The sequence below is a fragment of the Agromyces lapidis genome (assembly GCF_009749405.1).
GTDB lineage: Bacteria > Actinomycetota > Actinomycetes > Actinomycetales > Microbacteriaceae > Agromyces > Agromyces lapidis.
Genome location: NZ_WBIQ01000001.1, coordinates 503000 through 528629 on the forward strand (window position 1 = coordinate 503000; position 25630 = coordinate 528629).

Below are 25630 nucleotides of genomic sequence, written 5' to 3' on the forward strand. Positions count from 1 at the left end.
TCCCTTCTTAGCGAGTGCCCCAGTTGTAGAACTGCTTCTGGAGCTTGAGGTAGACGAACGTCTCGGTCGAGTTCACGCCGTCGAGGTTGCGGATGCGCGAATTGAGCAGGGAGATGAGCTCCTCGTCGTTCTCGCACACCACCTCGGCGAGCAGGTCGAAGCTGCCCGCGGTGAGCACGACGTAGTCGATCTCGGGGATCTCGGACAGCTGTTCGGCGAGGACGCGGGTGTCGCCGGATGCGCGGATGCCGATCATCGCCTGGCGGGTGAATCCGAGTTGCATCGGATCGGTCACCGCGACGATCTGCATCACCCCCGACTCCGTCAGGCGCTGCACGCGCTGCCTGACGGCAGCCTCGGAGAGGCCGACCGCCTTGCCGATGTCGGCATACGAGCGTCGGCCGTCGGCCTGCAGCTGTTCGATGATCGCCTTCGAGACCTCATCGAGCTGCACCGGCCGATGCCCGTTGGAACGACTTGCGTTCGTCATGGACTCGATTGTGACAGTGAAGGATGCCTCTGGCAAGTGATTCCGTCGAATTCTGAGCGTTCGACGACGGATTCCATGCAATTCGCTCCTGAGTGCTGTCCGGATCGGGCTCGCTGGCCGGCACCCTGCGGTGCCAGACTGAACGACATGCTTCTGGGGTCGGTCACGAGTCTCGCGACCGCCGGCGCCCCGGCGTGGGATTCGATCGTCGGCGAACGCTTCATCGCGATCCTCGGCGCGCCCGCCGACGCGCGCGTGGTCGACGCGCTCGCCGGGGCCGCCGGCGACCCGCAGCCGAGCCTGGAGCGGCTCGTCTCGCTCATTCCGGCGCCGCTCGACGACGCGAGCGGCTCCTTCGCCCTCGTGTGGTGGGGCGGCCCCGACCCCGGAGAAGTGACCGCGGTCGCGCGGGGCGACGCGGTCGTCGACCTCGACTCGCCCGGGGGCAGTCGCCGTTTCGACGCCCGGGGGATTCGGCCGTGGCATCTCGCGGAGTTCCACGAGGTGTCGGGGATCCGCCTCACCGCGGCGGTCGCACCGCTGGCGCGACTCGGCGGCGGCGCGGTCGTCGCCCACGCACGGGCGAGCCTGCGCGCCTCGGCGATCGAGTGGCGTCGCGCCGACGAGGCCGAGGGGGAGCGCCTCGCGCGCGGGGCCGACAAGGTCCGGCCGAGTCATCCCGCCGTCGACGTCGACACCGTGCTCACCGCGGGGGTCGCCTCGTCGGCGGGCCCGCCGAGCGGACCGAGCGCGGTCGTCGAGGGCGACCCGGCGCACGCGGTCCCGAGCGTGCGCATCGCGGGAGGGGCGTCGTTCACCCCCGTCGGCCCGGTTTTCGTCGGCCGGAGACCCGCCGCGCCGCGCATCGCCTCGCCAGAGGGGCTCGTTCCGCAGCTCGTGCGGGTCGACTCGCCCGGGCGGGTCGTGTCCTCAACGCACCTCGAACTGCGCGTCGAGGGCGAACGCCTCGTCGCGAGCGATCTCCGCTCGACGAACGGCACCACCGTGCACGGCCCGAACGGCACTCGCAGGCTGCGTGCAGGCGAATCGATCGTGGTGGTCCCGGGCATGAGGCTCGACCTCGGAGACGATACGATCATCGAGATCCTCCGACCCCCGGGAGTCGATCCGACGCTCAGAGCAGACAGCAGGCCGAACACGTGACGCAGATAGGCAACGGCAACGCCCGCCATCGGGTCACCCTGCCCGACGGCACCGAGATCACCCTCGCCTGGGCCGCGATCACCGACACCGGACTGCGCCGCGAGGTCAACGAGGACAGCTATGTCGCCCAGGCGCCCGTGTTCGCGGTCGCCGACGGGATGGGCGGCCACGCCGCCGGCGACTTCGCGAGCGCCGCGGTCGTCACCCGGCTCGCCGAGCACGGCGGCAAGGCGGCGATCGGCACGCCCGAGATCGACGCCTCGCTGCATCACGCCGTACAGGACATGGGCCGCGGAGCCGGGGTCACCGACGAGGGCAGCGGCACCACCGTCACGGGTGCCGCGCTCGGCACCATCTCGGACGAACCGGCCTGGATCGTGTTCAACATCGGCGACTCCCGCGTGTACCGGCTCGTCGGCGGGGTGCTCGAGCAGCTCACCGTCGATCACTCGATCGTGCAGGAACTGGTCGATGCGGGCCAGATCACCCGCGAGGAGGCCGACACCCACCCGCATTCGAACGTGATCACGCGGGCCGTCGGATTCCACGAGGCGCCGATCCCCGACTATCGCGCGATCGCCGTCGAGACCGGCATGCGGCTGCTGATCTGCTCGGACGGGCTCACGAAGGAGCTGACCTCGTACGGCATCCGCCACTTCCTCCTCGCCAACCCGAACGCCGAGAAGGCCGCGGCGCAGCTCGTCGACGCCGCGCTGGGCAACGGCGGACGCGACAACGTCACCGTCGTCGTCGTCGATGTGCTGAAGGTCGTGCGTCCCGAGCCGAGCGTCGACCCCGAGCTCCACGGCGAGGGCGGCGAGTCGGCGCGGGCCTGACCGGCGGCATCCGCGTCGCGAACCTGCGGTCCGGCGGCGGCGGAAGCCTACAATGGTGGGCACCGGGCACCCGTCTCCACCGACCCCGTCGATGACGACCCGAGGAGCGCTGGGAGGAACGTGACGCGACGTCTCCCTTCCACCCCGCCCACGCTTCCGGGATTCGAGTTCATCCGAGTGCTCGGCTCCGGCGGGTTCGCCGACGTGTTCCTCTACGAGCAGAACATGCCGCGCCGCCTCGTCGCGGTGAAGGTGCTGCTCGCGGGGGTCGTGAACGACGACCTGCGCCAGATGTTCCAGGCCGAGGCGAACCTCATGGCGCAGCTGAGTTCGCACCCCTCGATCCTCACCGTGTACCAGGCGAGCGTGGCCGCCGACGGGCGGCCGTACCTCGTCATGGAGTACTGCTCGGCCTCGATCGGCCAGCGCTATCGCGCGGTCCAGCTGCCGCTCGGCGAGGTGCTGTCGATCGGCGTGCGCATCGCGAGCGCCATCGAGACGGCCCACCGCTCCGGTGTGCTGCACCGCGACATCAAGCCCTCGAACATCCTGACCACGGCGTACGGGCACCCGGTGCTCTCCGACTTCGGGATCGCGGCCACCCTCGGGCAGGCCGAGACCACGGACCCGGTCGGACTCTCGATTCCCTGGTCGGCGCCCGAGGTGCTCCGTGATGAGATCTCGGGCACCGTGGCGAGCGAGGTGTGGTCCCTCGGCGCCACCGTGTACTCGCTGCTCGCGGGCCGCAGCCCGTTCGAGGTGATCGGCGGCGACAACCAGGCGCAGGCCCTCATCACCCGCATCTCGAAGGGCAAGCTGCCGCCGACGGGGCGGGTCGACGTACCCGCCAGCCTCGAGTCGGTGCTCGCCCGCGCGATGTCGAAGCAGCCGAAGGCCAGGCAGAGCGGCGCGCTCGAGTTCATCCGCGACCTCCAGGCGGTCGAGGAGGAGCTCGGGCTCCCGCAGACGCCGATCGAGGTGGCGATGGACGACTGGGCCCTCGCCACGGCCGTCGACCTCGACGAACGCACCCGGGTGAGTCCGGCGCGCCCGACCGCCGATCTCGCGCGGCGCCGCCGTCGCGCCGCGGCGCAGCGGTCGACGCCGTCGTCTCGAACCGGGCTTGCAGAGACCACCGGTTCGCGCGGGCGCAGCGCTCCGCCGACCGCCGGACGACTCGCCTGGGGCATCTCGATCGTGGCGGTGCTCCTGCTCGGGCTCGTCGGCGCCGGCGTGGTGACGGTCATCCAGAACACCCGATCGATCCCCGTCGTCACCGAGGTCAGGGGCAGCGCCGTCGGCGCCGAGGTCACCTTCGAATGGGTCGATCCGGGTCTCGAGTCGGGCGATGCCTACATCGTCAGGGTCGACGGCGACGCCTCGCCGATGCAGCGGGAGACCAGCTACTCGATCGACGCGGGCGAGCGCGATCGCGTCTGCGCGAGCGTGACGGTCACGCGCGACGGCAAGTCGGGAGCACCGAGCACCGAGCGCTGCGTCGAGGTCGAAGGCGTCGGCTGATGCGGCTCGCGATCCCGCGTCGTCATCGCTCGGCGGTCATCACCGGAGTCGCGGTGGCCGCGGTGGTCGGCCTCGTGGGCACGATCGCGGTCACGAGCGGAGGCTACGCCTCGCAGCGGGTCGATCTCGGTGACGCGGCGGTCTGGGTCGCGAACGAGGGAGCCCAGTCGGTCGGTCGTGCGAGCACCGCGGCGCTCGAGCTCAACTCGGTCGTCGAGACGGGGGGTCGCGCGACCATCGTGCAGCGCGGCTCGACCGTGCTCGTCCTGGACGTCGATCGCTCGAGCGTCGGCATCGTCGATGCGGCGACGAGCGAGCTGACCCAGCCGGTCGCGGTGCCGCCCGAGGTCACGACGCTCGCGCTCGCCGGCTCCCAGGTCGTGCTCGCCGCCGATGGCGATGTGTGGCGCACGCCGCTCGCCGAGTTCGCCGAGTTCGACGCGGGCACCGACGCGGCGCTGAGCTTCGGCGCCGACGCGGTGATCTCGGTCGACCCCGCCGGCCTGATGTTCGCGGTCACGCCCTCGACGGGCGAGGTGGTGGAGGTCGACGCCGCCGGCGGCGCAACGGTGTCGTCCGAGTGGCGGATCGAACGGTCCACCGACCACGAGGTGCAGATCACCTCCGCCGGCGGTCGTTGGGCCGTGCTCGACGTCGAGACCGGCATGCTCGCGCTCGACGGCCGGCGGATCGATCTCTCGCGTGAGATCGGGTCCGGCGGCGAAGTCCGGTTGCAGGCCGCCTCGTCGACCGCCGGTGAGATCTGGATCTCGACCGACCGGGCGCTGCTCGCCGTCGACTCCGACACCGGAGCGGTGCGGCGCGCGAGCGCCGAACGTTCGGGCAGCCCCGTCGCGCCCGTGGTGGTGGGCGGATGCGTCCATGCGGCGTGGTCCGGCGACGGCGCATGGCGCTCGTGCGACGGTGCGCCCGGTGAGCTGTTCCCGCTCGAGGGCGCCACGGGCGACGACCTCGACTACCTCGCGAACGGCACCGCCCTGGTGCTCAACGACCGCGGCAACGGGCGCACCTGGGCGGCGAGCCGGGAGTACCAGCGCATCGACAATTGGAGGGAACTGCTCGAGGTCGAACTCGACGATCAGCAGCTCGAGCGCAACGATCCCGAGGACCGGCCGACCATCGAGAAGCGCAGCGTCGACCCGGTCGCCGAGGACGACGTCTTCGGGGCCCGCCCGGGACGGTCGACGCTGCTGCCGGTGCTGCTGAACGACTACGACGCGAACGGCGACGTGCTGATGATCGAGCAGCCAGAGGAACAGCTCCCCGAGTGGGCCACGCTCGACCTCGTCTCCGAGAACCAACAGCTGCAGCTCACGCTCGCCGCTGAGGCGACCGGGGTGCTGCGATTCTCCTACCGGATCGGCGACGGGCGCGGGGGCAGCGCCACGGCCGACGTCGAGGTGACCGTGCGCGGCATCGACGAGAACACGGCACCCGAGCAACGCCGACCCATCCAAGCCGACGTGGCGGTCGACGGTCGCCTCACCACCCCGGTGCTCGGCGACTGGGTCGATCCCGACGGCGACCCGGTGTTCCTCGCCGAATCCTCGGTCGACGCGCCCGACCGGGTCTCGTGGTCGGCCGAGGGGGCGGTGGTCTTCCACGAGGCCACCGGCTCGACGGGCGAGCGGGTCGTCGCGCTCGTCGTCTCCGACGGCCGCGCCGAGGCGTCCGGAACGCTCGAGGTCACGGTGCACCCCGCCGGCGAGGTGCCGATCGTCGCCGAGCCGTTCGTCGCGCTGGCGACCGCGGGCGAGGAGATCCGGATCGATCCGCTCCGCCACGTCCACGGCGGCACCGGGCAGGTCGCGCTGACGGCGGTCCCGGCCAAGCCCGAGGTCGAGATCACGCCCGACTACGACGGCGGCACCTTCCGCTTCTCGAGCACCGCGGTGGGCACCCACCACCTCGAGTACACGGTGAGCGACGGCGGGGCCCCGGTGACGGGCGTCGTGCGCGTCGACGTGCAGCCCCCGCCCGACCGCGACCCGACCCCGATCACCGTGCCGCACACGGCCTTCCTCCGCGTCGGCGACCCGGCCGACGTCGATGTGCTCGCCACCGACATCGACCCGACGGGCGGCGTGCTCGTCATCACCGACGCCGCCCGCGACCTGGAGGGCGTGCAGATCGAGATCATCGAGCACCGACTGCTGCGGGTGACCCTCACGGGCCCGCTCGGGTCGGGCTCGACGAGCTTCGCCTACCGGGTGAGCAACGGTCTTGCGGAGGCCGAGGGCGAGGTCACGCTCGTGCAGATGCCCGAGCCGGCACTCGCACAGCCGCCCGTCGCCGCCGACGACACCGTCTCGGTGCGTACCGGAGACGTCATCGACATCCCCGTGCTCGAGAACGACGAGCATCCCGACGGCATCCCGCTGCTGCTCTCGCCCGAGCTCGCATCGCCGCCCGAGGACGGGCTGCTCTTCGTCTCGGGGGACCGCTTGCGCTACTTCGCCCCCGAGACCCCGGGAACGTACACGGCCACCTATCGGGTCGAGGACGAGCGGGGCCAGTTCGCGAACGCCGCGGTGTCGATCTCGGTGCGGGAGTCCGATCCCGAGACGAACGCCGTGCCCGTGCCCGAGGCGGTCGACGCCCGGGTGATCGCCGGAGCGACGGTGCGCATCCGGATCCCGCTCGGCGGCATCGACCCCGACGGCGACTCGGTGCAGCTGCTCGGGCAGCAGTCGAACACCGAGCTCGGCACGGTCGAGGCGAGCGGTCCCGACTGGCTCGACTATCGCGCGGCCGACTACTCCGCGGGCACCGACACCTTCGCCTACGCCGTCATCGACGCGCTGGGCGCCCGGGCCGAGGGCACGGTCCGCATCGGCATCGCCCCGCGCAACGAGCGACCGGCGGCACCGGTCGCCGTCGAGGACGTCATCACGGTGCGGCCCGAACGCACGATCACGGTGCCGGTGCTCGACAACGACTTCGATCCAGCGGGCGGCGCGCTCGAGATCGTCGGCGTCGACCCGCAGGGAGCGGGCGCGGCACGCGTCGTCGGCGACCGGGTCGAGGTCGACGTGCCGGCGGAGGAGGACGAGTTCGGGTTCAGCTACATCATCGAGAACGAGACGCTCGGCCGTTCGTCGAGCTTCCTCACCGTCATCGCGAGCGAGGACGCGCCCCTCGCCCGCCCCGAGGCATCCGACACCGTGCTCACGTTGACCGACATCGTCGATGCGGAGTCAGTCGTCGTTCCGGTGCTGCGCGGGGTCTTCCTCGCCGACGGCGACGAGCGGCGACTCGGCGTCGACCTGGTCGACGGCTACCGGCGCGGTGCGGAGGTCCTCGACGACGGCTCGATCCGAGTCGCGGTCGAGGACCGCCGGCGCATCATCCCCTTCGTGGTGTCGCATCCCGAAGACCCCGAGATCACCGCGTACGCCTTCGTGTGGGTGCCGGGCCGCGACGACGCGCTGCCGCAGCTGCGCGCCGACGCCCCCGACGTCGAGGTGCGCAGCGGCGAGGCGATCGAGCTCGAACTCGCCGACTTCGTCATCGCCGCCTCCGGCCACCCCGTGCGCATCGCAGACGAGGCGAGCGTGCTCGCCTCGCACAGCGACGGCTCCTCGCTCGTCGTCGACCGCGACACGCTCCGGTTCCGGAGCGAGCCGGGCTATTCCGGGCCGGCGTCGATCTCGTTCACGGCGACCGACGGAGAGTCGGCCGACGACCCCGACGGGCGCACCGGCACCGTCGTCATCCCGATCGACGTCACCTCGAACGAGGACGAGCCGCCGGCGTTCATCGGCGGCGTGATCGACTTCGAACCGGGCGAACGGAAGACGATCGACCTGGGTCGCCTCACCCGCTCGCCCGGCTCCACCGAGCCCGACGACCTCGACTACGAGGTGCTGCCGCCGCAAGCCGAGGGCTTCGACGTCGAGCTCGACGGGACCGACCTCACGATCACCGCCCGATCGGAGACCGAGTTCGGCACCGAGTCGTTCATCACGATCGGCGTCTCGGACGACACGGGCGAGGGCAGCGGCGGGCGGATCGTGCTGCAGGTGGTGCCGTCCACCCAGCCCGTTGCGCGCCCGGCCGACGACACCGCGATCGCCGCGAGAGGGCGCACGACGTCGATCGACGTGCTGGCGAACGACGAGGCCACCAACCCCTTTCCTGACGTGCCGCTGCGCGTCGTCGCCGTCGAACTGGGCGACCTCCCGGCGGGCGTCACGATCTCGCCGAGCGAGGACCGATCGACGCTCACGGTCGCCGTCTCCCAGACAGCGGCGGCGATCAACACCACGATCCGGTACCAGGTCGAGGATGCCACGGGCGAGCCGTCGCGCCGGGCATGGGCCGCCGTGACGGTGTCGGTGCAGGACCGCCCCGAGCCCGTCGTCTCGCCGCTGCTCAGCGGGTTCGGTGACGGCACCCTCGACATCGCCTTCGGTGCCGGTGCGTTCAACAACTCTCCGATCTCCGGCTACGAGCTCGTGCAGATCGACCCGACGTCGCGCGACGTGCTCGGGCGGACCGTCTGCGAGACGACGAGCTGCACGATCGCGACGCCCGGCAACGGCCAGGCCAACGCGGTGATCGTCGAGATCCGGGCGCGCAACGGGATCGGGTTCTCGGATCCGGTGACCGTCCCTGGTACAGTCTGGTCGGACGTCGTCCCTCCGCCCGCCGACGGGCTTCGCGCACTCCCGCGCGACGGGCGCCTCCGCCTCGAGTGGAGTCCGGTCTCCGCCGGATCGGGCAGCCCGGTCGGGTCGTACGTCGTGACGGTCGCCGGGGTCGCGACCGAGGTCTCCGCGGCGTCGGCGTGCACCGCATCGCTCTGCAGCGTCGACTCGCAGTCGATCCCGAACGGCAGTCGGGTCCCGGTCGCGGTCAGCGCCCGCAACCAGGCCTACCCGGCGCTCGCGACATGGACCGAGGCGACGACCGCCGGCACGCCGTTCGGTGCACCGATCGCGGGTGGGATCGACGTGGTCGGGGACGCCGTGGCCGGCACCGTCACCGTGACGTGGGCGCCGTTCTCGGGCAACGGCGACGCCATCGCCGGATACTTCGTGCAACGACTCGTCGCGGGGGAGACCGCGGTGCCCGGAGGTGCGCAGGCCTGCTCGGTGACCACCCCGGCGCCCGGCTCGGTGGTGCCGCCCTCGACGGGCGGCACGGTCGCCGAGACGATCGGCGTCGGCCCCGACACCTCCAGCGTCCGCTTCACCGGGACGGCCACGGAGTCGACCCGGTACTCCTTCATCGTCTGGGGCTACAACCGGGCCGGATGCGCGCACACCGGGGTCGCCGGCACGGTCGTGCGGCCGGCTCCGGGAGGCGTCGGCGGCGTCGACAGCCGGATGGGATGGAACGGTGCGGAGACCTGGGACCGCTACATCGACGGCGTCGATTCGGATGCGTCCCGCCTCGAGATCGTCGCCGTCGACGAGAACGGCATCCAGCTGCCCGGTTCGACGCGCGAGTTCCGCGGCTCCGGCTGGCTGCGCGACCTGCTGAACGGGCGGTTCGACTTCGGCGAGACCGGCCGATTCCAGGTACGGGGCTGCAGCGCGTGGGGCAGTTGCGGCCCCTGGTCGGACGTGCTGCCCGCGGGCAGTTCTCCGTCGCTCACCTTCGCGCTGCCGAGTCGGCTCTGGGACGATCGCGCTGCCGCCTGGTCGTGGACGAGCCCGCCCGACAACTCGGGTCTGCCCGCGACGTTCAGCTGCGGAATCGAGGGAGACCGGGGTCGTCGCGCCCAGACGCCGACGAGCTGCCAGATCGCAGGCGTCAGCGCCGGCGACCGGGTCTGGTTGGATGTTGAGGTCGCCGGCGTGACAGCCCGGTACGTGGCGACGAGTAAGGAGCCGTCATGACGATGTCCGCAGATGATGCCGCGCGGTTCGCGGCGACCCTCGATCGCCTGGTCGGCGCGGTCGAGGAGGTGCTGCTCGGCAAGAACCGAGTGGTGCGGCTCGCGTTCACCGCACTGCTCAGCGAGGGGCATCTCCTGCTCGACGATGTGCCGGGCACGGGCAAGACCTCGCTCGCGCGTGCGATGGCGCAGTCCGTCTCGGGATCGAGCAACCGGGTGCAGTTCACGCCCGACATCCTGCCGGGCGACATCACCGGCGTGACGGTCTACGACCAGCGCACCGGACTGTTCGAGTTCCACGCCGGGCCGGTGTTCGCGAACGTCGTGCTCGCCGACGAGATCAACCGGGCGAGCCCGAAGACCCAGTCGGCGCTGCTCGAGGTGATGGAGGAGGGGCAGGTCACCGTCGACGGGCAGTCGCACCCGGTGGGGCATCCGTTCATGGTGATCGCGACCCAGAACCCTGTCGAACAGGCCGGCACCTACCGGCTGCCCGAGGCGCAGCTCGACCGGTTCCTCATGCGCACCTCGATCGGCTACCCCGATCACGCGTCGACCATCAGGATCCTCGAGGGCGCCGACCAGCGGGCGCACGACCAGCGGGTCGATCCGCAGGTCGACGCCGCCGAGGTGATCGAGCTCGCCGCGCTCGCGCGCACGGTCTTCGTCGATCCCACCATCCACGACTACGTGTCGAGGCTCGTCGACGCGACCCGCACGGCCCGCGAGGTGCGTCTCGGCGTGAGCGTGCGAGGCGCGCTCGCCCTCATCCGCACGGCGAAGACGCATGCCGCAGGTCGCGGGCGGCACTACGTGGTGCCCGACGACGTCAAGGCGCTCGCCGAGCCCGTGCTCGCGCACCGGCTCATCCTCGACCCCGAAGCCGAGTTCGACGGCGTCACCGCCTCGAACATGATCGCGCAGGTGCTCATCGAGACGCCGCCACCCTCGACGAGGCAGGCGATGTGACCCTCGGTCCGACCCGTACGACGATCCCGGAGGAGGCCCGCAAGGAGGGCGTGCTCGCGGTGGTCATCGGGCGCGCCGTGGGCGCGGCCGCGGCCGCGTCGGCATACCTCGGCGGTGCGGTGCGGGCGGTGCAGGGCGTCGTGACCCCGCTCGGCTGGTGCGTGCTCGCCTCGGGCCTGGTCGCGCTCGTGGTCGGCTACGCGTTCGGCTTGCTCGAGGTGGTCGCGCTCGGTTGGGCGCTCGTCGTGCTGATCGCGGCCGCCGCGCTCTGGCTCGTCGGACGCGGTGCGGGCCAGGTGCGGCTCGTCGTGCCGATCCCCAGGGTCGTCGTCGGCGAGCAAGCGGAGGCGCGCCTCGTCGCGGTCAACCCCGGCCGCCGCCGGTTCGGAGGAGTGCAGCTCGAACTGCCCGTCGGCGACGCGGTCGTCGAGCGGGTGCTGCCGGGCCTGGCCCGCGGAGGCGAGTACGAGGTGCAGTTCCGCATCCCGACCGACCGACGCGGCATCGTGCCGATCGGCCCCGCCCGCACGGTGCGCGCCGACCCGATCGGCCTGATGCGCCGGGAGATCGTCTGGTCCGAGACCGCCGAGCTCAAGGTGCACCCGCGCACGGTCCCGATCGCGGCGCTCAGCAGCGGGTTCATCCGCGATCTCGAGGGTTCGCCGACCCGTGATCTCACCTCGAGCGACATCGCCTTCCATGCGCTGCGCGAGTACGTTCCCGGCGACGACCGCCGCTACATCCACTGGAAGAGCTCGGCGAAGACGGGCACCTTCATGGTGCGCCAGTTCGAGGAGTCCCGGCGCAGCAGGCTGATGGTCGTGCTCGACCTCGAGACCGGGGCCTATGCGAGCGATGCCGAGTTCGAGCTCGCGGTGAGTGCCGCGGCATCCGTCGGCGCCCGCGCGATCCGCGACGCGCGCAGTGTCTCCTTCGTCGTCTCGGGCCGCCAGTCAGGGCGCACCGGCTCGATGCGCGAACTCCCGACCGTGTCGCGCGACCGGCTCGTCGACGCGCTCTGCGTCGTCGAGCGCGAGGAGCGCGTCGCACTCCTGCCCGACGTCGCGCGAAGCGCCGCCGAATCGCTCCACGGCCTCTCGCTCGCGGTGCTCGTCACCGGCACGGCGCGCGGCACCGGCCCGTTGCGCTCGGCCGCGAGCCGGGTGCCCGCCGGGGTCGACGTGGTCGCCGTGCAGTGCTCGCCCGAGGGTGAGCCGACCGCCCGTGCCGTCTCCGGCCTCACGGTGTTCGGCATCGGCTACCTCGAGGACCTTCGGGCGATGCTCGCGAGATCGGCGTCGGTCGCATGAACGCCCGCGAGCGGAGTGCCACTGCCGCCGGCGGCGGATGGTCGACCGCGCTCAGCGTCGCGCTCGTGCTGGCGATGCTCGCAGCCGCGATGATCCCCTGGTGGCCGACGTACGAGAGCGCGGCGTTCTTCACGGCGGCGGGCACCGCGATCGTCGCCGGAGCGGCGATCGGGGTGGCCGGGGCGAGGCTCCGGGCTCCCGCCTGGGTCGTGGTGCTCGCCGTCCTCGCCGCATATCTCGTGCTGGGCGTCGCCGTCGCCGTGCCCGACCGCGCGCTGTTCGGGCTGCTGCCGACCCCTGAGGGCCTCGCCGAGCTCGTGTCCGGGGCCGCGCTCTCCTGGAAGCAGCTCGTCACGATCGCCGTGCCGGTCGGCTCGTACCAGGCCCTCCTCGTGCCGCCCTTCCTCCTCGGACTCGTCGCGTCGACCTGCGCCGTGACGATCGCGCTCCGGTCCCGTCATCCGGCATTCGCGGTGCTGCCGCCCGCGGCTCTCCTCCTCGCCGGCATCGCGCTCGGCGTCGTGCACTCCACCTTCGCGCTCGAGGCCGGGCTCGCGTTCTTCGTGGCCGCCGTCGCGTGGCTCGCCCGGGTCAGGATCGCACAGCGCCGGCGGGTCCCGGGCGGGCGGCAGGTCGAGGCGACGCTCGCCGATGCGCGGCGCGTGGTCGGGACATCCGCCCTCATCGCCGTCGCCCTCGTCGGGGCGACCGCGGCCGCGGTCGTGCTGCCGATGCCGCCGCGCACCGTGGTGCGCTCCGAACTGCAGCCGCCGTTCGAGCCCCGGGAGCACGACAGTCCGCTCGCCGGGTTCCGGACCGCCTTCGGAGACGAAGTGGCCGAGCAGCCGATGCTCGAGGTGCATGGGCTCCCGGCTCGGGCGGGCCTCAGGATCGCCGTGCTCGACACGTACGACGGCATCGTCTATTCGGTGGGCGGCGACGACGGCAACGGCCTCTCGGGCAGGTTCAGCCGGGTGCCCTATCGGCTCGACCAGCCCGAGGGCTACGGCGAACCGGAGCGGATCGACGTCTCTGTCCTGGGCTACGACGACGTGTGGGTCCCCGGGATCGGGCGGCTCGAACGCATCGACTTCGCGGGGCCGCGCAGCGACGAGCTCGCCGAGGGGTTCTTCTACAACGACGTGACGGGCACCGCGGCCGTGCAGCAGGGGCTCCGCGAGGGCGACCGGTACACCGCGGTCTCGATGGTGCCGGCTCCGCCGCGAGACCTCTCGGTGCTTCGACCCGGAACGAGCGTGCTGCCGCCGATGCCCGAACTGCCCGACGAGCTCGAGGACCTCCTCGACGAGTGGGCGCCGCCCGCGGACGCGGAGGGGCAGCGGCTGGCCGCGATCATCGAGGGCTTCCATCGGGACGGTTACGTGAGCCACGGGCTGAACGGGGAGCGGAGCCGTTCGGGGCATGCGCTCGACCGGATCGCCGAGCTCGCCTCGGAACGGCCGATGGTGGGCGACGGCGAGCAGTACGCGGTCGCCGCCGCGCTCATGGCTCGACGGATCGGGTTCCCGGCACGCGTGGTCGTCGGGTATCTCCGTCAGCCCGGCACCGAGTACGACGTCGAGGCCGATCTCGTACGATTCAGGAGCAAGGACCGGCAGGCCTGGATCGAGGTGCAGACCTCCGAAGGGGAGTGGGTCGCGGTCGATCCCAATCCGCCGCTGCGCCCCATCCCCGACAAGGTGCCCGACCAGCCGCAGAGCGTCTCGCGACCGCAGTCCGCGCTGCCGCCGCCCGCGGAGTTCACGCCCGTCGACGACGACGCGACGAAGCCGGATGCCTCGGCCGATGACCCGACGGACGGCTCGGCCGGGTGGCTCGACGCGCTGTTCGCGGTGCTCGAGGTCTCCGGGATGGTGCTCCTCGGCCTCGCCGCGATCCTCAGCCCGTTCCTCGCCGTGATGGTCGCGAAGCTGCGGCGACGTCGACTCCGCCGTCGCGCCGGCACCGCCGTCGAACGCATCGAGGGCGGGTGGCGGGAGTTCGCCGATTCCGCGAGCGACTACGGCTATGCGATCGTGCCCAACGCGACGCGTGCCGAGCAGGCGGCGATGGTCGGCGGGTTCGGCCCGCTCGTGCTCGCCTCGGTGGTCGACCGGGCCGTGTACGCGCCCGGCGGCCCGGCCGACGGCGATGATCGACGGGTCTGGGAGACGGTCGACGAGCTGCAGCGGCGCCTCGGCGAGACGCGCCGGCCGATCGACCGGCTCCGGGCGGCGATCTCGCTGCGCTCGCTCGGCGGGTACGCTGTGACCCGGAGAGGAGCACGTTCGTGAGGTGTCGGATCTGCGGTGCCGAACTGCCCGCCGAGGCGATGTTCTGCGGCGAATGCGGCAGTTCGACGAGCGCGACGCCCGAGTCGCGGCGGCGCGCCGACCCGCGGCCGGGCGACACGACGGTCGTCGATCGGCTACGCACCTCCCAGCGCAACAGCGGCGTGGTCAGCGTGCCCGTCGAAGGGTTCGCCGCGCCCGTGCCGATCCCCGAAGCGGGCCACGTCGCAACGTCGGCCGAACGGCCGGCACCGCCTGCGGCCGAGCGGCCCGCCGCACCGCGCTTCACCCTGCGATTCAGCACCGGTGAGACGCTGATGGTCTTCGGCACGGGCCTCATCGGCCGGCGGCCGCTGCCGCAGCCCGGCGAGGAGTTCGATCATCTCGTGCAGATCGCCGACCGCACCCTCTCGGTCTCGAAGACCCACCTCGAGTTCGGCGAGCACGAGGGCGTGCTGTGGGTCGCCGACCGCTTCTCCGGCAACGGCACCGTCGTGCGGCGACCCGACGACGGCGCGCTCCGCTGCGAGCCGGGGCGGCGCTACCTCGTGCCGCGCGGCAGCCGGGTCGAGCTGGCCGAGCAGTCCTTCGTCGTCGCCTGACGTCCGCTCCTCCACAGCCGGGGCGCGGGGCACGTCGTCCACCGCCTGAGCGGCTCCGCGCAACGCGCGTGCGCCGGGTGATCGGATGTCCCGGTGCACCCCCTCCACGACGAAGACCCGAGCGCCCTGCTGCTGCCGCTGACGCTGCCGCAGGCGTCTCCCCGACCCGAACGACCGGGCTTCCCGGTGCTCGCGACCCTCGCCCCCGTCGGCGGTGCGCTCGCCCTCTGGGCGATCACGGGTTCGCCGTTCTCGCTCGTCTTCGCCGTGCTCGGGCCGATCGTCGCGGTCGCGTCGCTGCTCGACGCCCGCCGTCAGGCGAGACGCCGGCTGCGTCGCGCCGAGACCGACCGCGAGGCGCGCCTCGACGAGCTCCGTGCGGAGATCTCGGCACGCCACGACGAGGAGCGCCGGGCGGCGTGGCGGCAGACGCCGTCGCCCTCGTCGATCGTCGCGGGCGCGGCGCGGCCCGCGTGGACCGATCGGACACCGTCGCCGTTCGTGGTCGGCGTCGGAGTCAGGCGCAGTGGCGTGCGCGTCGACGGTGTTCCGTCCGATGCGCGCGACCGTGCCGTGCTCGAGGCAGCCGCCCGACTCGACGGGGCACCCGTGCTCGCCGAGCCCTCGACCGGGGTCGGCTACGTCGGGCCGATCGCGCTGGCACGCTCCGCCGCGCGGGCCGCGCTCGTCCAGCTCGCCGGCCGCGTCGATCCGCGTGCGGTCTCCGTGGCCGCTCCGCACGGCGTCGAATGGGAGTGGGTGCGGCGGTTGCCGCACGGTCGGCGCGACGCGTCGGGGCCCGGCGGCGACGACGCACCGTGCATCGTCGTCATCGACCCGGCATCCGAGCAGGAGCCCGCCGCGAACACGGCGGGCACGGTCGAGGCGACGGGGGTCGTGGGCACGGCAGCGACTGGCCGTCCGCGCCGGGCGTCCCGCGGCAGATCCGCTGAGCCGTTCCGTCTCGTCGTCGCCGAGGAGGTGCGGCTCCTGCCGCCGGGGCTCGCCACCGTCGTCCGCCTCGCCGGCCCACGGGCGGCGGTGGTGCACCGCGACGGCGTCTCGGCACAGGCTGCGATCGAGCCGGCGCTCGTCGGCCTCGTGGAGGCGAATCGATGGGGCGACGCCGTCGCGGGCGTCGCCGAGCTGCTCGACCTCGCGGGCGACGCCGGGATCCCGCGCAGGGTCGCGCTCGCCGAGCTTCCCGCCGCGATCGACGGCGCGCACGCGCGTACCTCGCTCGCCGTGGCCGTCGGCACCGCGGCCGGCGGCCCCCTCGTGCTCGATCTCGTCGCGCACGGCCCGCATGCACTCGTCGCCGGCACCACCGGCAGCGGCAAGAGCGAGTTCCTCCTCGCGTGGCTCACGGCGCTCGCCCGGGCGTACCCGCCGGCGCTCGTCTCGTTCCTGCTCGTCGACTTCAAGGGCGGCGCGGCCTTCGAGCCGATCCGCTCGCTTCCGCACGTCGTGGGCGTCGTGACCGATCTCGACGAGGGCGAGGCGCTGCGGGCGGTCGAGAGTCTGCGGGCCGAGCTCCGGCAGCGCGAGGCCATCCTCGCCGACGTCGGTGCGCGCGACCTCCGCGAGCTCGGCGAAGAGGTTCCGCTCGCCCGACTCGTGATCGTGGTCGACGAGTTCCAGGCGATGATCGAGCGGTTCCCCGAACTCGGCGCGGTCATCGCCGACATCGCGGCCCGCGGCCGTTCCCTCGGGGTGCATCTCGTGCTCGCCTCGCAACGTCCGAACGGCGTCGTGCGCGAGCAGGTCTCCGCCAACTGCGCGCTCCGCGTCTCGCTCCGCGTCATGCAACGGGTCGACAGCCTCGCGATCGTCGGCACCGAGGAGGCGGCGGAGATTCCCCCGGATGCGCCCGGGCGTGCGGTCGTCGATCGTGGAGACGGTCGGCCGGTGCGGTTCCAGTCGGCGATCGCCGACGAGGCGGCCGTGCTCGGCGCCCGTGTGGCGAGCGCGTCGCTGGCACGGGCTCGCCGCCCGTGGGTCGACCCGCTTCCCCATCGCATCGCGCCCGACGAGCTCCCCGGGCTCCTGGGGTCCGATGACCCGGCGGCGGGCGCGACGGGCGGTGCGGCGAAATCGGGCCGCGCGGAGGCACCGGGCGTCGTCGATGCTCGCACCGACCGGGTGGTCCCGAGCGCCTTCGGACTCGTCGACGAGCCCGAGCTGCAGCGACGATCGGCCGCCGTGTGGGATCCGGCGGTCGACGGTCACCTGCTCGTCGCCGGGGTGCAGGGCAGCGGCCGTTCGACCGCGCTCGAGGCGGTCGCCGCCGTGGTGCGAGCCCGGCACGGCGATTCGGCGCTCGTGCGGCTCGAGGGCCCGCGCAGCGCGGTCTGGGACACCATCGAACAGCTCGCCCACGGTGCACGCGGGAGTGCTCCCGCTCCTCGGCTGCTGGTCATCGACGAGCTCGACACCCGTTTCCGGGCGTGGCCCGATGACTACCGGGCACTCGCGCTCGAGCGGCTCGAGGCGCTGATGCGTGAAGGACGGTCCCGCGGGCTCTGGGTGGCCGCCTCGACGACCCAATGGCTCGGCGTCCCGCACGGTCTCCGCGACGCCTTCGGCGCTCGCCTCCTGCTGCACCACGCGACGCGCGCCGAACTCATGCAGGCCGGGGGAGCAGGCGAGCTCTGGAAGGGTGTCGAGGCGCCGGGCTCGGGACAATGGCGGGGGCGGCGCGTGCAGGTCGTCGACGCACCCGGCGCACAGCTGCCGAGCCCGGCACGACTCGCGACGCGCATTCCGCCGCTCGAGCTCGAGCCCGGTGCACGCATCGCGCTCGTGACGACGAGCCCGATGGCCGACGCCGAACTGCTCGGCAGTGCCGGACAGGCGGCGGTCGTGCTCGGCTCGCACGCCGACGCCGCGACGCTCGGGGCCCTCGGCCGCCGCGATGCGCCGGTCGTCGCGGTCGGCAGCGCCGAGGCGTGGACGGCGCACTGGTCCCTCCTCCCGACGATCAGGGAGACCGCGACGATCCTCGTGCGCGGCGGGGCATCCGAGTATCGCGCGCTCATCGCGGATCGCACGCTGCCGCCCCTCCTCGACGAGGGGGCCGCGCAGCTGTGGGTGAGGCCGCCCGGCGGTGCGACCGTGCGCCGCACGTGGCCGGCCGTCGGATCGACAACCGATTCCGCCGTGTGAGGCGCGATCCGTGACGGAATCCGTACAGAACGTTCCAAGAAATTAACGATTCGGACATCAAGTACTGCGTGATCGCCCTGCAGTGTGTCAGTATCTTCCCACCCCGCATGCGCTTGCAACCGAAATGGAGTCCCTCGTGAGCACTCGCCCCCTGCCCCAAGACCCGATGATCCGCTCGCTGATCGCACAGGCGCGCCAGTCGCAGCTGAATCGTCGCACCCTTCTCGCCGGCGCAGGCGCCGGTGCGACCGCACTCGCCCTCGCCGCCTGCTCGACCGGCGGCGGCCAGGCGAAGCCGACCGCCGCGGCCGACAAGTCCGAGACCGACAAGACCCTCAACTGGGCCAACTGGGCCGCCTACATCGACGAGGATGAGGACGGCAACTACCCGACGCTGGTCCGCTTCACGGAGGAGACCGGCATCGAGGTCAACTACGAGGTCGCGGTCGACGACAACAACACCTACTACGGCAAGGTCAAGGACCAGCTCGCCCTCGGCAAGGACATCGGCGCCGACACCGTCTGCCTCACCGACTGGATGGTCGGCCGCTGGATCCGCTTCGGCTACACGCAGGAGCTGAACCACGACAACATCCCGAACCTGGCGAACCTCACCCCGGCGCTCGCCGACCCCGATTTCGACCCCGGCCGCAAGTTCTCGGTCCCGTGGCAGGGCGGCTTCGCCGGCATCGCCTGGAACAAGGAGGCCATCCCCGGCGGGCTCGCGAGCGTGTCCGACCTGTGGGACTCCTCGCTCAAGGGACGCGTCGGCGTGCTCTCCGAGATGCGCGACACGATGGGCTGCATCATGCTCGACATGGGCGTCGACATCGCCGGCGACTGGGGCGACGAGGAGTACACCGCCGCCATCGAGGTCCTGCGTCAGCAGGTCGAGGACGGCCAGGTGCGCAACATCAAGGGCAACTCGTACCTCGAAGACCTGAAGAGCGAAGACACGCTGGCCGCGATCGTCTGGTCGGGCGACATCACCGTGCTCAACGCCGAAGCCGGCGACAAGTGGGAGTTCGCCCTGCCCTCCGCCGGCGGCACGCTCTGGAACGACAACTTCCTCGTGCCCGTCGGCTCGCCCCGCAAGACGAACGCCGAGACGCTCATCAACTACTACTACGAGCCCGAGGTCGCCGCAGAGGTCGCAGCCTGGGTGAACTACATCACCCCGGTGGTCGGCGCGAAGGAGGCGGCTGTCGCGATCGACCCCGAGCTCGCCGAGAACCAGCTCATCTTCCCCAACGAGGAGACGCTGTCGCAGGCCCACATCTTCCGCACGCTCTCGGGCGCGGAGGAGCAGAAGTACCAGGCCGAGTTCCAGTCGATCCTGTTGGGGTCGTGACGGTGTCGATCCGAGAATTCGCCGAACGCGGCGCAGACCTCGAGCTCGTCGGCATCCAGAAGCGCTTCCCGGGCTTCACCGCGATCGAGGAGCTCGACCTCACGATCCCCGCCGGATCGTTCTTCGCGCTGCTCGGCCCCTCCGGCTGCGGCAAGACGACGACGCTGCGACTCGTCGCCGGCCTCGAGGAGCCGACGCAGGGCCGCATCCTCATCGGCGGCACCGACGTGACCTCGACGAAGGCGCACCAGCGGCCCGTCAACACGGTGTTCCAGAGCTACGCGCTCTTCCCGCACATGTCGATCCTCGAGAACGTGGGCTTCGGGCTGAAGCGCAGGCGCATCGCCGACGCCGAGGCGCGTGCGCACGAGGCGCTCCGTCTCGTCGAGCTCGACCACCTCGCGCAGCGCCGCCCCGCCCAGCTCTCGGGCGGCCAGCAGCAGCGCGTCGCCCTCGCCCGCGCGATCGTGAACCGACCGGCCCTGCTGCTCCTCGACGAGCCGCTCGGCGCGCTCGACCTGAAGCTGCGCCGGCAGATGCAGCTCGAACTGAAGTCGATCCAGGAGGAGGTCGGCCTGACCTTCCTCCATGTCACCCACGACCAGGAGGAGGCCATGACCATGGCCGACACCGTCGCGGTGATGAACAAGGGCGCGATCGAGCAGATGGGCGCGCCCGAAGAGCTCTACGAGCTGCCGCGCACGGCGTTCGTGGCGAACTTCCTCGGGCAGTCGAACCTCTTCACGGGCACGGTCGTCGGCACGACCGACACCGCGATCACGGTCGACGTGCAGGGCACCCCGGTGATCGTGCCGACGGCCCGCGCGGCCCGTCACCAGGGCGAGGTCACGATCGGCGTGCGCCCCGAGAAGGTCGCGCTGCACCGGGAGGCGCCAGCCGCCTCCTCCGAGCGCAACCTCATCGGCCCCGGCCGCGTGATCGACGTCTCGTTCTCGGGCGTGAGCACGCAGTACCTCGTCGCGGTGCCCGGGCTCGGCACGCTCACGGTGTTCGCGCAGAACATCGGCTTCGGGCCGGTCGCCGCCGAGGGCGCCGAGGCGTGGATCAGCTGGGAGGTCGAGCACGGCTTCGGCCTCGAGGACGAGCCGGGCGAGACGACTCGATTCCCGGCCGACACCGACACCCGGTCGATCGCCGCGCAGCGGCGCGATGCGCTCGTCGCGGAGCTCGAGGAGCACTGACCATGGCCTTCGCAGCGTTCGCGACGGCGGAGGTGCAGCCGCAGGCACCCAGGAAGAAGAGCCGCATCGCGCTCTTCCTCCTGCTGCCCGGCATCCTCTACCTCGTGCTCTTCTTCCTGACGCCGCTGGTGTCGCTCGTGCTGACCTCGCTGCAGGCGCCGAGCGAGTTCGGCGACATCGGCCAGTACGACTACGCGTTCAACTGGCAGAACTACGTCGACGTCGTCGAGGCGTACTGGCCGCACATCCTGCGGTCGTTCGGCTACGCCCTGGCCGCCACGGTGCTCGCGCTGGCGTTCAGCTACCCGCTGGCGTACTTCATCGGCGTGAAGGCCAGGCGCTGGCCGCTCCTCCAGAGCCTCATGCTCGTGCTCGTGATCGCCCCGTTCTTCATCAGCTTCCTGCTGCGCACCCTCGCGTGGAAGCAGATCCTCTCGGACGAGTCGTTCATCATCACCTCGTTGAAGGCGCTCTCGCTGATGGCGCCCGACGCGCACTTCACGGGCACGCCGTTCGCGGTCATCTTCGGTCTGACGTACAACTTCATCCCGTTCATGACCCTGCCCCTCTACACGACGCTCGAGCGCCTCGACCTGCGCTACCTCGAGGCGGGCAGCGACCTCTACGCGAACCCGTTCACGGTGTTCCGCAAGGTCACGATCCCGCTGTCGATGCCGGGCATCGTCGCCGGCACGCTGCTCACGTTCATCCCCGCCGCGGGCGACTACGTGAACGCGAGCCGCGACTTCCTCGGCGGGCCCGACACCCAGATGATGGGCAACGTGATCGAGGCGAACTTCCTCGTGCTGCTGAACTACCCGGCGGCAGCGGCACTGTCGATCATCCTGATGTCCGCGATCCTCGTGCTCGTCGGCGTCTACGTGAAGCGCTCCGGAACGGAGGACCTGCTGTGAGCGGAGAAGTCCAGGCGGCCGCCGTGCTCGGCGGCCTCAGCGAGAGCGAACAGCTCGACGAGCAGCGCCCGGGGCGCAGGGTCCGGCCGCGCCGGCTCGGTCTCGGCGACTGGCTGCTGCCGGTCTACACCGTGATCGCGTTCGTGTTCCTCCTCATCCCGATCGTCTACACCTTCGTGTTCTCGTTCAACGACTCGATCAAGTCGAACATCGCCTGGCGCGGGTTCACCTTCGACAAGTGGCTGAACGTCTGCAACGTCGAGGGCGGAGCGGTCTGCGAGGCGTTCGGCAACAGCATCGTGATCGGCCTCGTCGCGACGGTCATCGCGACGACCCTCGGCACGATGATCGCGCTCGCGCTCGTGCGCTACCGGTTCCGGGCGCGTTCGGCGATCAGCCTGCTGCTGTTCCTGCCGATGGCGACCCCCGAGGTCGTGCTCGGTGCGGGTCTCGCCGCGCAGTTCCTCGCGGTGGGCGTCGCGAAGGACATGACGACGATCATCCTGGCGCACACGATGTTCTGCATCAGCTTCGTCGTGGTGACGGTGAAGGCCCGCGTCGCGAGCCTCGACCCGGCGCTCGAGGAGGCGGGTCGCGACCTCTACGGCTCGCCGGCGCAGGTGTTCTGGCGGGTCACGTTCCCGCTGCTCATGCCCGGCATCCTCGCCGCGGCCCTCCTGTCGTTCGCGCTCAGCTTCGACGACTTCATCATCACGAACTTCAACTCGGGCGCCGTCTCGACGTTCCCGAAGTACATCTACATCTCGGCGTCGCGCGGCATCCCGGCCGAGGCGAACGTCATCGCCTCCGCGGTGTTCCTCTTCGCGCTCGTGCTCGTCGTCGCCGCCCAGGTGTCGCGCGCGGCACGGGCGAAACGACTCGCGAAGCTGAGCTGACCCGAACCGGTTCGCACCGAGACGGATGCCTCGGCGGGAGTGATCCCGCCGAGGCATCCGTCGTTTCGCTGCGAGCTGCTCAGACCGTCGCGCGGATCTCGCCGACGCGGCGCTCGCCGCCCATGACCCAGAGATCGAGCTCGGTCTGCACCGCGTCGATCGCGGCGTCGTCGAGGGCGCCCGCCGCGGCGAGCAGGCGCAGCCCGATGATGGTCGACGCGCGCGAGGAGCCGTCGAGCACCTTCAGCGCGGTCGTCGTGCCGTCGGGTGCCGACATGACCATGACGCCCTCGGCCCCGAACTTCGCGAAGACGCCGAGGCGGTCGATGGCGACGGTGTCGGGCTGGCCCGGCCCGGCGACCGCCCAGGCGTGCTCGCGGGCCGCGGCGGTGAGCGCCGCCGACTCGCGGTACAGGGCGAAGGGCGAACCGGCCTGCGCGGTCGTGATCTTGTGGATGCCCCGCGCGAGCGCCGTGAGCGTGATCGCGTGCACCGGGGCGCCGCAGCCGTCGATCGCCGAGGCCGCGGGCCGCTCGCCGGTGAGCCGCTCGAGCACATCGAGGATGCGCTTCTGCAGCGGGTGCTCGGGGTCGAGGTAGCCCTCGACCGGCCACTCGTTCGCGACGCACGCGTTGAGCATCGCGGCGTGCTTGCCGGAGCAGGTCATGTAGCCGCGGCGCTTGGCGCCCCCGCGGCGGACGAGCTCGTCGCGGGCGACCCGATCGCCCGGGGCGGAGCTCGGGCAGCCGAGCGCCGCGTCGGTGAGGCCGACCCGGCCGAGCAGGCCGTCGACGAGCGCGACGTGGGCGGCCGTGCCCGAGTGGCTCGCCATCGCGATCGCCGCGTCTTCGCCGCGGAGGGTGACCCCGCTCGTCATCACCGCGACGGCCTGGAACGGCTTCAGGGCCGAGCGCGGGAAGACGGGCGTCGCGACGTCGCCGAGGGCGCGCACGACCTCGCCGTCGGGGGAGAGCACGACGGCGGAACCGGCGTGCCTGGACTCGATGAAACCACTTCGTTCGACCACTGCGAGCTGGACGGAGTCTTGGACGGAGAACGTCTCGGCCACGGCTCAGCCGAGGGCCGCGAGGCCGTCGTCGAGTACGCGCAGGCCGTCGTCGATCAGCGCGTCGCTCATCGCGAGACTCGGCAGGAATCGCAGCACGTTGCCGTAGGTGCCCGCGCTGAGGAACAGCACGCCCTGCTGAGCCGCGGAGGCGACGAGCTGGGAGACCGCCTCGGGGTTCGGCGCCTTCGTGGTGGCACCGGTGCCGGGCTGCACGAGCTCGATCGCGATCATCGCGCCCTTGCCACGGATCTCGCCGATGACGTCGTAGCGCTGGGCGAGCCGTTCGAGGCCGGCGAGCAGCGCGGCCTCGATGCGACGCCCCTCGGCGAGCAGGTCGTGCTCCTCGATGGACTCGAACACGGCGATCGCCGCGGCGCACGCGACCGGGTTGCCGCCGAAGGTGCCGCCGAGGCCGCCGGCGTGGGCGGCGTCCATGATCTCGGCGCGGCCGGTGACGGCCGCGAGCGGCAGGCCGCCGGCGATGCCCTTGGCGCTGAGCACGAGGTCGGGCTCCCAGCCGAAGTGCTCGCTCGCGAAGTAGCGCCCGGTGCGGGCGAAGCCCGACTGGATCTCGTCGGCGATCATGACGACGCCCTGCGCCGTGCACCAGGCCTGCAGCGTCGGCAGGAAGCCGTCGGCGGGCACCATGAATCCGCCCTCGCCCTGGATGGGCTCGACGACCAGGCAGGCGAGGTCGCTCGCGCCGACGACCTTCTCGAGGTAGGCGATCGTGCGGGCCGCGGCATCGACGCCGGAGAGGCCGTCGCGGTAGGGGTAGGAGCTCGGTGCGTGGTACACGTCGCCGGCGAAGGGGCCGAAGCCGGTGCCATAGGGCATCGCCTTGTAGTTCATCGCCATGGTCAGATTCGTGCGGCCGTGGTAGGCGTGGTCGAGCACGGCGACGGCGCGGCGGCCGGTGTGCTTGCGCGCGATCTTCACGCCGTTCTCGACCGCCTCGGCGCCCGAGTTCACGAGCACCGACTTCTTCGCCCAGTTGCCCGGCGTGTGCTCGGCGAGGAGCTCGGCGACGCGCACGTACTCCTCGTACGGCGTGACGGTGAACAGCGTGTGGATGACGTCGCCGAGCTGCTCGGTCGCGGCGGCGACGACGCGCGCGTCGGTGTGGCCGATCGTGGTGACGCCGATGCCGGCGCCGAAGTCGATGAACTGGTTGCCGTCGACGTCGACGAGGATGGCGCCGTTCGCGCGCTCGATGAACACGGGCAGGGCGCTCGAGACGCCGGCCGAGACGACCTCGAGGCGTCGGGCCTGGAGCGCCTGCGACTTGGGGCCGGGAACGGCGGTGACGATCTTGCGCTCCTGGGGCACGGAGTACGCGGGCGCGGCGGCCCGGGTTGAAATCTGGGAGTCAGTCATGGTGCCTCCACCCTATCGCCGCAGGCGTCGTCGGCGCCGGGCCGCGGGCGGGCGCGAAGGGGGCAGAATCGGAGGGTGCACGGTGCTGCGACCAGGACGCGCCGGCACGGACGAGGAGGCGGCGGAATGCTCGGAACGCACCACTACGAGGTCGCGATCGACTGGCAGGGCGACGAGGGCACCGGCACGAGCGGCTACCGCGACTACCGTCGCAGGCACGTCGTGCGCGCGGCGGGCAAGGAGCACGACATCGCGGGGTCGAGCGATCGGACCTTCCACGGCGACCGCGAACGGTGGAACCCCGAGGAGATGCTCCTCGCGGCCGTCGCGCAGTGCCACATGCTCTCGTACCTGCACGTCGCCACGAATCACGGCGTGATCGTCCGCGGCTACACCGATGCGCCGAGCGGCACGATGGTCGAGGACGGCCGCGGGGGCGGCGCCTTCACCGAGGTGGTGCTGCGCCCGAGGGTCGTGGTCGCGGACGCCTCGATGGTCGAGCTCGCCGAGCGGCTGCACGCCGAGGCATCCGAGAAGTGCTTCATCGCCGCTTCGGTGGCGTTCCCGGTGCGCCACGCGGCGACCGTCGTGGTGCGCGGCGACTGAG

Annotated in this window: 17 protein-coding genes; 14 read left to right on the forward strand and 3 right to left on the reverse strand. The window is 71.9% G+C overall.

Annotated features, from left to right (window positions below; genetic code table 11):
• Positions 1-7: 7 nt before the first annotated feature.
• Positions 8-490, reverse strand: coding sequence for an Lrp/AsnC family transcriptional regulator (locus GQQ93_RS02170; RefSeq protein ID WP_157422563.1), 483 nt, complete (start codon positions 488-490; stop codon positions 8-10).
• 147 nt (positions 491-637) lie between these two features.
• Here GQQ93_RS02170 and GQQ93_RS02175 point away from each other — a divergent pair, with 147 nt between their 5' ends.
• The 13 genes from GQQ93_RS02175 to GQQ93_RS02235 all read left to right on the forward strand — a co-directional run bounded on the left by GQQ93_RS02175 (position 638) and on the right by GQQ93_RS02235 (position 22577).
• Positions 638-1654 carry an FHA domain-containing protein gene (locus tag GQQ93_RS02175; protein WP_157422564.1) on the forward strand — a complete coding sequence of 339 codons (1017 nt, stop codon included), beginning with the start codon at positions 638-640 and terminating at the stop codon, positions 1652-1654.
• Positions 1651-2490, forward strand: a complete 840-nt coding sequence (locus GQQ93_RS02180; protein WP_157422565.1) for a PP2C family protein-serine/threonine phosphatase — start codon at positions 1651-1653, stop codon at positions 2488-2490. The genes GQQ93_RS02175 and GQQ93_RS02180 overlap by 4 nt, the downstream gene beginning before the upstream one ends.
• Positions 2491-2610: 120 nt before the next feature.
• Positions 2611-4011: a serine/threonine-protein kinase gene (locus GQQ93_RS02185; protein ID WP_157422566.1), complete on the forward strand. Its 1401-nt coding sequence runs from the start codon at positions 2611-2613 to the stop codon at positions 4009-4011.
• Positions 4011-9878, forward strand: a complete 5868-nt coding sequence (locus GQQ93_RS02190; RefSeq protein WP_157422567.1) for an Ig-like domain-containing protein — start codon at positions 4011-4013, stop codon at positions 9876-9878. Before GQQ93_RS02185 ends, GQQ93_RS02190 begins: the two co-directional genes overlap by 1 nt.
• Positions 9875-10846, forward strand: coding sequence for an AAA family ATPase (locus GQQ93_RS02195; protein WP_157422568.1), 972 nt, complete (start codon positions 9875-9877; stop codon positions 10844-10846). The genes GQQ93_RS02190 and GQQ93_RS02195 overlap by 4 nt, the downstream gene beginning before the upstream one ends.
• Complete coding sequence (locus GQQ93_RS02200) at positions 10843-12156, forward strand: DUF58 domain-containing protein (RefSeq protein WP_246192014.1); 1314 nt, start codon at positions 10843-10845, stop codon at positions 12154-12156. Before GQQ93_RS02195 ends, GQQ93_RS02200 begins: the two co-directional genes overlap by 4 nt.
• Positions 12153-14450, forward strand: a complete 2298-nt coding sequence (locus GQQ93_RS02205) for a transglutaminase TgpA family protein (RefSeq protein WP_157422569.1) — start codon at positions 12153-12155, stop codon at positions 14448-14450. The genes GQQ93_RS02200 and GQQ93_RS02205 overlap by 4 nt, the downstream gene beginning before the upstream one ends.
• Positions 14447-15049: a zinc-ribbon domain-containing protein gene (locus GQQ93_RS02210; protein WP_157422570.1), complete on the forward strand. Its 603-nt coding sequence runs from the start codon at positions 14447-14449 to the stop codon at positions 15047-15049. The genes GQQ93_RS02205 and GQQ93_RS02210 overlap by 4 nt, the downstream gene beginning before the upstream one ends.
• Positions 15050-15142: 93 nt before the next feature.
• Positions 15143-18214: an FtsK/SpoIIIE domain-containing protein gene (locus GQQ93_RS02215; RefSeq protein ID WP_157422571.1), complete on the forward strand. Its 3072-nt coding sequence runs from the start codon at positions 15143-15145 to the stop codon at positions 18212-18214.
• A 136-nt stretch (positions 18215-18350) separates the two neighbouring features.
• Positions 18351-19565: an ABC transporter substrate-binding protein gene (locus GQQ93_RS02220; protein ID WP_376863504.1), complete on the forward strand. Its 1215-nt coding sequence runs from the start codon at positions 18351-18353 to the stop codon at positions 19563-19565.
• A 2-nt stretch (positions 19566-19567) separates the two neighbouring features.
• The gene (locus tag GQQ93_RS02225; protein WP_157422573.1) at positions 19568-20767 is read left to right on the forward strand and encodes an ABC transporter ATP-binding protein; all 1200 of its coding nucleotides are present in this window, start codon (positions 19568-19570) and stop codon (positions 20765-20767) included.
• A 2-nt stretch (positions 20768-20769) separates the two neighbouring features.
• On the forward strand, positions 20770-21681 hold the full coding sequence (locus GQQ93_RS02230) for an ABC transporter permease (protein ID WP_157422574.1): 912 nt from the start codon (positions 20770-20772) through the stop codon (positions 21679-21681).
• A 113-nt stretch (positions 21682-21794) separates the two neighbouring features.
• Complete coding sequence (locus GQQ93_RS02235) at positions 21795-22577, forward strand: ABC transporter permease (protein WP_246192057.1); 783 nt, start codon at positions 21795-21797, stop codon at positions 22575-22577.
• Between the two features lie 79 nt (positions 22578-22656).
• Here GQQ93_RS02235 and GQQ93_RS02240 read toward each other — a convergent pair whose 3' ends face one another.
• Positions 22657-23646, reverse strand: coding sequence for an asparaginase (locus GQQ93_RS02240; RefSeq protein ID WP_157422575.1), 990 nt, complete (start codon positions 23644-23646; stop codon positions 22657-22659).
• 3 nt (positions 23647-23649) lie between these two features.
• A complete protein-coding gene (gabT, locus tag GQQ93_RS02245; protein ID WP_157422576.1) occupies positions 23650-25023 on the reverse strand; it encodes a 4-aminobutyrate--2-oxoglutarate transaminase in 1374 nt (457 codons plus the stop codon).
• Between the two features lie 126 nt (positions 25024-25149).
• Here gabT and GQQ93_RS02250 point away from each other — a divergent pair, with 126 nt between their 5' ends.
• The gene (locus GQQ93_RS02250) at positions 25150-25629 is read left to right on the forward strand and encodes an OsmC family protein (RefSeq protein WP_157422577.1); all 480 of its coding nucleotides are present in this window, start codon (positions 25150-25152) and stop codon (positions 25627-25629) included.
• The last annotated feature ends 1 nt before the right edge of the window (position 25630 follow it).

Bases quoted from the DNA above. Each gene is read 5' to 3' on its own strand.
- GQQ93_RS02195 (WP_157422568.1), top strand. From the start codon at position 9,875: ATGACGATGTCCGCAGATGATGCCGCGCGGTTCGCGGCGACCCTCGAT.
- GQQ93_RS02190 (WP_157422567.1), top strand. From the start codon at position 4,011: ATGCGGCTCGCGATCCCGCGTCGTCATCGCTCGGCGGTCATCACCGGA.
- GQQ93_RS02205 (WP_157422569.1), top strand. From the start codon at position 12,153: ATGAACGCCCGCGAGCGGAGTGCCACTGCCGCCGGCGGCGGATGGTCG.
- GQQ93_RS02175 (WP_157422564.1), top strand. From the start codon at position 638: ATGCTTCTGGGGTCGGTCACGAGTCTCGCGACCGCCGGCGCCCCGGCG.
- GQQ93_RS02170 (WP_157422563.1), bottom strand. From the start codon at position 490: ATGACGAACGCAAGTCGTTCCAACGGGCATCGGCCGGTGCAGCTCGAT.
- gabT (WP_157422576.1), bottom strand. From the start codon at position 25,023: ATGACTGACTCCCAGATTTCAACCCGGGCCGCCGCGCCCGCGTACTCC.
- GQQ93_RS02250 (WP_157422577.1), top strand. From the start codon at position 25,150: ATGCTCGGAACGCACCACTACGAGGTCGCGATCGACTGGCAGGGCGAC.
- GQQ93_RS02230 (WP_157422574.1), top strand. From the start codon at position 20,770: ATGGCCTTCGCAGCGTTCGCGACGGCGGAGGTGCAGCCGCAGGCACCC.